This is a genomic window from Bradyrhizobium sp. (assembly GCF_019242285.1).
GTDB lineage: Bacteria > Pseudomonadota > Alphaproteobacteria > Rhizobiales > Xanthobacteraceae > Bradyrhizobium.
Genome location: NZ_JAFAVV010000335.1, coordinates 1 through 4577, shown reverse-complemented (window position 1 = coordinate 4577; position 4577 = coordinate 1). Strand labels below are relative to the sequence as shown.

Sequence of the window (4577 nt, the reverse complement as noted above, 5' to 3'; positions counted from 1 at the left end):
CACGCCGCCGAGCATCGTGGCGATCCTTCGCGCAGGCTATCAGCCGCAGTGGCACCCGAGCGCAGGCTGATCCCCCAATTCCGCTCGTCCCCGCGGAAGCGGGGACCCATATGTGGACGGCCCCCGGCTTGCAAGAGGCGGGTAGTGTGTGAATCGAAGCGATTGCGATCATATGTCCGGTCTGTCGACGCGGCCACACATGGCCGCTGCCAAGATGGGTTCCGCGACGCGAGTCCCAAACAGTTCAGCGACATCAAGCCGGCCACTGGGTCCCTCGGAGTGTCTCGCGTGTGGGATCGATCGATCACACCATCTGTCCTTCTCGAGCAAGCTTCGGCCCTGGCGCGTGGCGAAGCTCGCCGTCGCGCCGAAGGGTATCGGGTCAAGCCATGGCAGTAGCTGCAAGCGGTGCGAAGCGGCCCTGACGAGAGGAGCGCGGCGCCGTTCTTCCATTCGGAGCAACGAACCGGCCGGCCGCCCGCTTGGCGTCGTAACGCTCGCCGCTGACCATCAGCTTCCAGGCGATGCGCGCCGTCTTGTTTGCAAGTGCGACTGCAGCGAGCTTGGGCTCCTTGCGCCTGACAAGATCAGCCAGCCACGGCGAAGGCTTTCCGCGCCCTTTGCGCAGCTGCTGGATCACCGCAGTGGCTCCGGCCACCAGGACAGCGCGCAACGCCTCATCGCCGGCCCGCGTGATCACGCCAAGCCGCTGCTTGCCGGCGGTCGAATGATCCTTCGGTGTGAGCCCAATCCAGGCTGAGAAGTTGCGGCCCGATCCGAACGCTTGCGGATCGGTCACCTTCATCGCCAACATCGAGGCGCCGATCGGACCGATGGTCGGCACCTCGGCCAGCCGTCGGCTCAGTTCGTTGCCCTTGTGCCAGGCCATCAGTTTGGCCTCGATCTGCGCGATCTGCTCCTGGAGGTGAGCATGGTCCCGGCCGTAGTCGGCAAGCAACTGCTTCGCCAGCTCGGGCATATCTGCATCTGCCGCAATGCGAGCCAGCAATGGCTCGATCTTGTCGAGCCCCTTGGCGGCGATCAGCCCGAACTCGGCCGCATAGCCGCGAATCGTATTGGTCAACTGCGTGCGGCGGCGGATCAGCCCGTCGCGCCTGCCCGCCAGCATCAATGCGGCTTGCTGTTCGGCGCTCTTCACCGGCACAAACCGCATCGTCGGTCGGCTCATCGCCTCACAGATCGCCTCGGCATCGGCCGCATCGTTCTTGTTCCGCTTCACGTAGGGCTTCACGTATTGCGGTGGCAGCAAAACGACCCTGTGCCCCAGAGCGATCAGCTCACGCGCCCAATAATGCGCCGCGCCGCAGGCCTCCATCCCGATCGTCGTTGGCTCGAGTTTGGCAAAGAACGCCAGCACCTGGCTGCGCCGCAGCTTTCGACGCAACACAGGCTGCTCGGCGCAATCCACCCCGTGCAGCACAAAAACACTCTTGGACGTATCGATACCAATGCGGATACACTTGTTCACGGACGGCTCCCTTGTATGAGATCTCCAACGACCTCATTCTGGCACAGCGATGCCGTCGGGGGCCGTCCACCCCAACAGTTCTTGACCCAGTCCTCGGCCCCTGGATTCCCGCTTTCGCGGGAATGAGCGGAGTGCGGCGGGCGCCCTTGCGCTCCTTTGCCCGAAACCTATGATCCGCGCCGATCAGCCAACACGGAAAGCGCCAAGGTTTCGGCGCGTGAAAAAAGGGAGAATGCCATGGTAGCGGCAGTTCGCGTGCACAAGGCGGGTGGACCGGAAGTCCTCACCTTCGAAGACATCGAGCTGCCGGCACCGGGCCCGGGGCAGATCCGCGTCAAGCAGGGCGCGGCCGGCATCAACTACATCGACACGTATTTTCGCCAGGGGATGTATCCGCCGCCGAACGGTTATCCGTTCACAGTCGGCAATGAAGGCTCGGGAGAGGTCGTGGCGGTCGGCTCGGGCGTCAGCGACATCAAGGTCGGCGAGCGCGTTGCCGCGGTGGCGCCGCTTGGCGGCTATGCGGCCGAGCGCATCCTTCCGGCCGATCGCGCCGTGAAGGTGCCGTCGAACATTTCCGACGAGCAGGCGGCCGGCATGATGCTCAAGGGCATGACCGCCGAATATCTGCTGCGCCGCACCTTCCGGGTCGAGAAGGGCCACACCATCCTGGTGCACGCGGCCGCCGGCGGCGTCGGGCTGATCCTGTGCCAATGGGCAAAGCACCTCGGCGCGACCGTGATCGGCACCGTCGGCTCCAGGGACAAGGCCGATCTCGCCAAGAAGAACGGCGCCGACCACACCATCCTCTACAAGGACGAAGACTTCGTCGCGAAGGTGAAGGAGTTCACCGGCGGCAGACTGTGCGATGTGGTCTATGACGGCGTCGGCAAGACCACGTTCCCGGCCTCGCTCGACTGCATCCGTCCGCTCGGCATGTTCGTGAGCTTCGGCAATGCCTCGGGCTCGATCGAGGCCTTCAACATCAACCTGCTGCAGGCCAAGGGCTCGCTGTTCGCGACGCGTCCGACGCTCAACACTTACGCCGCCAAGCGCGAGGATCTGCTGGCCATCGCCAACAGCCTGTTCAGCACGGTGGCGAGCGGGAAGGTGAAGATCCCGGTGAACCAGCGGTATGCGCTGAAGGATGCCGAGAAGGCGCACCGCGATTTGGAAGGCCGCGCCACCACGGGGGCGAGCATTCTGCTTCCCTGATCGTGGCGTTCCCCAAAATATGGACCTCATGGTGAGGAGCGCGGGCCGCTTGGCCCGCGCGTCTCGAACCATGGCGACGGGCAACGCCCTCGCCGGGGCCATCCTTCGAGACGGCGCTACGCGCCTCCTCAGGATGAGGGCCCTGGAGTGCGGCGCGCCCGCGGAGTGCGCAGCTAGATCCCGCGGTTCCAGTAGTCGTAGTAGCGCTCGATGTTCATCGGCAGGAAGGCCTCGTAGCCGCCCCACTTCTCGTACTTGGGCAGCTTGATCTCCTTCTCGGCGTCGGCGTAGCTCTTGCCTTCCGAGACCGCCTTCTTCACCGCGGCGGAGAGGTCCTGCAGATAGTCGAGCTGGGCGACCGCGTCCTCCTTGCTGCCGATCTGCCGGCCGCCGGGTCCCGGATGGCCGGGGATCAGCTTGTCGAAGTCCATCGCGATCACCTTCTTCAGGCCTTCCTCGATGTCGGGCACGTAGGTGTCGGCCATGCCGCGGAACTGCACGGCCTGCAGCGGAATCCAGTCGACCGTGAAGAGCACGCGCTCGCGCGGCAGCCGCATCACCAGGGTGCTGTCGGAATGGTTCTTGCCCACATAAGTGAGCTCCAGCGAGGTGCCGCCGAGCGTGATGGTCTTCTTGTCATCCACCCACTCGTCGGGCATGACGACGTCGGCCGGCTTGAGCTCATCGAGCCTCGCCTTCATGTTCCGCTGCGCCACGAAGGTCGCGCCCATATCTTTGAACGGCTTGCCGCCGGCGATGTGGTCGAAATGCATGTGGCTGTAGATCACGTATTTGATCGGCGCCTTGGTGATGGCCTGGATGGCGTCGACATACGGCTTGACCGGTCGGCGCTCGCTGATCGGGTCGGTCGCGATCACGCCGTCAGGCGTGACGACGAACATCGACTGGTGGCCCATGTAGCGGAATATGTAGACATTGTCGGTGCCGTCGACCTTGGTGGTCGCGGTTGGCGGCTGTTGTGCCTGCGCCGTGGCGCTCAAGGCGATCGCCGTGCACGTGACGGCCAACGCGAGTTTCATGCGAGACATCATCGTTTCTCCCTGGGAATGTTTGGACGCCGGGCCCGCCTGACGGCCGGCACGGTCATCTTAGCGTGACTGGCGCAAAAGTGCATGGCTCCGGGGGCGGTCCAAGTCGGGCTCGTCTGAAAATACAGGCCGGATACAGAGGAGAGGCGCGCGGTCGCTAGGGGAGCTATGCGTCGAGCGCATTGGGCAACTTGCCGTCGGTCTGCCATCGGTTGCGCATGATTGGAATCAAAAGCCCGGCGCGGAATTTCCGCTGCCGGGCGCAAATCACCAGTTTCAATTTCGCGAATACCCGAACGCATGGGCATCGTCAAGCATGGGCTTCTTCAAGAACATGTGCGCGCTGTTGCCGCCGGGCGACCGCAAGCGTTATCGAATCGTGTGCGGATATCAGGAGGTACCATGAAGCAAACCTATTGTGGCGGCTGCCAATGTGGAAATGTCCGCTATGAAGTCGCGCTCGACATTGGCGAGGTGATCGCCTGCAATTGCTCGCGCTGCGGCCGGCTCGGCTCGCTGCTCGCTTTCGCGCCGGCCGCCGATTTCAAGCTGATCGCAGGGGACGATGCGACCACGGAGTATCAATTCAACAAGCACGTCATTCATCACCTCTTCTGCTCGACCTGCGGTATCCAGTCGTTTGCGCGCGGCACGGGACCGGGCGGGGTCGAGATGGCGGCGATCAATGTGCGCTGCCTCGATGGGGTCGATCCGATGGCCCTCAAGGTGAAGCACGTCGACGGCCGCAGACTTTGAAGCCTTACAGCAACTGCGCCAGGTGCGCGAAAGCCGGATGGCTGCCCCCGCCATCGCCGAGTCGCGGG

Annotated in this window: 4 protein-coding genes; 2 read left to right on the top strand and 2 right to left on the bottom strand. The window is 64.0% G+C overall.

Translation table 11 applies throughout. The features are described from left to right. Positions 1 to 382: 382 nt before the first annotated feature. A complete protein-coding gene (locus JOY90_RS13130; RefSeq protein WP_291691554.1) occupies positions 383 to 1489 on the bottom strand; it encodes an IS110 family transposase in 1107 nt (368 codons plus the stop codon). Between the two features lie 237 nt (positions 1490 to 1726). On the opposite strand from JOY90_RS13130, the gene JOY90_RS13125 reads away from it, so the two are divergent. Then, positions 1727 to 2704 (top strand): quinone oxidoreductase, encoded by a 978-nt coding sequence (locus tag JOY90_RS13125; RefSeq protein WP_291691553.1) that lies wholly within the window; start codon positions 1727 to 1729, stop codon positions 2702 to 2704. A gap of 173 nt (positions 2705 to 2877) precedes the next feature. On the opposite strand, the gene JOY90_RS13120 is transcribed toward JOY90_RS13125, so the two are convergent. After that, the gene (locus tag JOY90_RS13120; RefSeq protein WP_291691552.1) at positions 2878 to 3744 is read right to left on the bottom strand and encodes an MBL fold metallo-hydrolase; all 867 of its coding nucleotides are present in this window, start codon (positions 3742 to 3744) and stop codon (positions 2878 to 2880) included. A gap of 411 nt (positions 3745 to 4155) precedes the next feature. Between JOY90_RS13120 and JOY90_RS13115 the strand changes: the two genes are divergently transcribed. After that, positions 4156 to 4509: a GFA family protein gene (locus JOY90_RS13115; protein ID WP_291691551.1), complete on the top strand. Its 354-nt coding sequence runs from the start codon at positions 4156 to 4158 to the stop codon at positions 4507 to 4509. Positions 4510 to 4577: the final 68 nt, after the last annotated feature.

Bases quoted from the DNA above. Each gene is read 5' to 3' on its own strand.
- JOY90_RS13125 (WP_291691553.1), top strand. From the start codon at position 1,727: ATGGTAGCGGCAGTTCGCGTGCACAAGGCGGGTGGACCGGAAGTCCTC.
- JOY90_RS13120 (WP_291691552.1), bottom strand. From the start codon at position 3,744: ATGAAACTCGCGTTGGCCGTCACGTGCACGGCGATCGCCTTGAGCGCC.
- JOY90_RS13115 (WP_291691551.1), top strand. From the start codon at position 4,156: ATGAAGCAAACCTATTGTGGCGGCTGCCAATGTGGAAATGTCCGCTAT.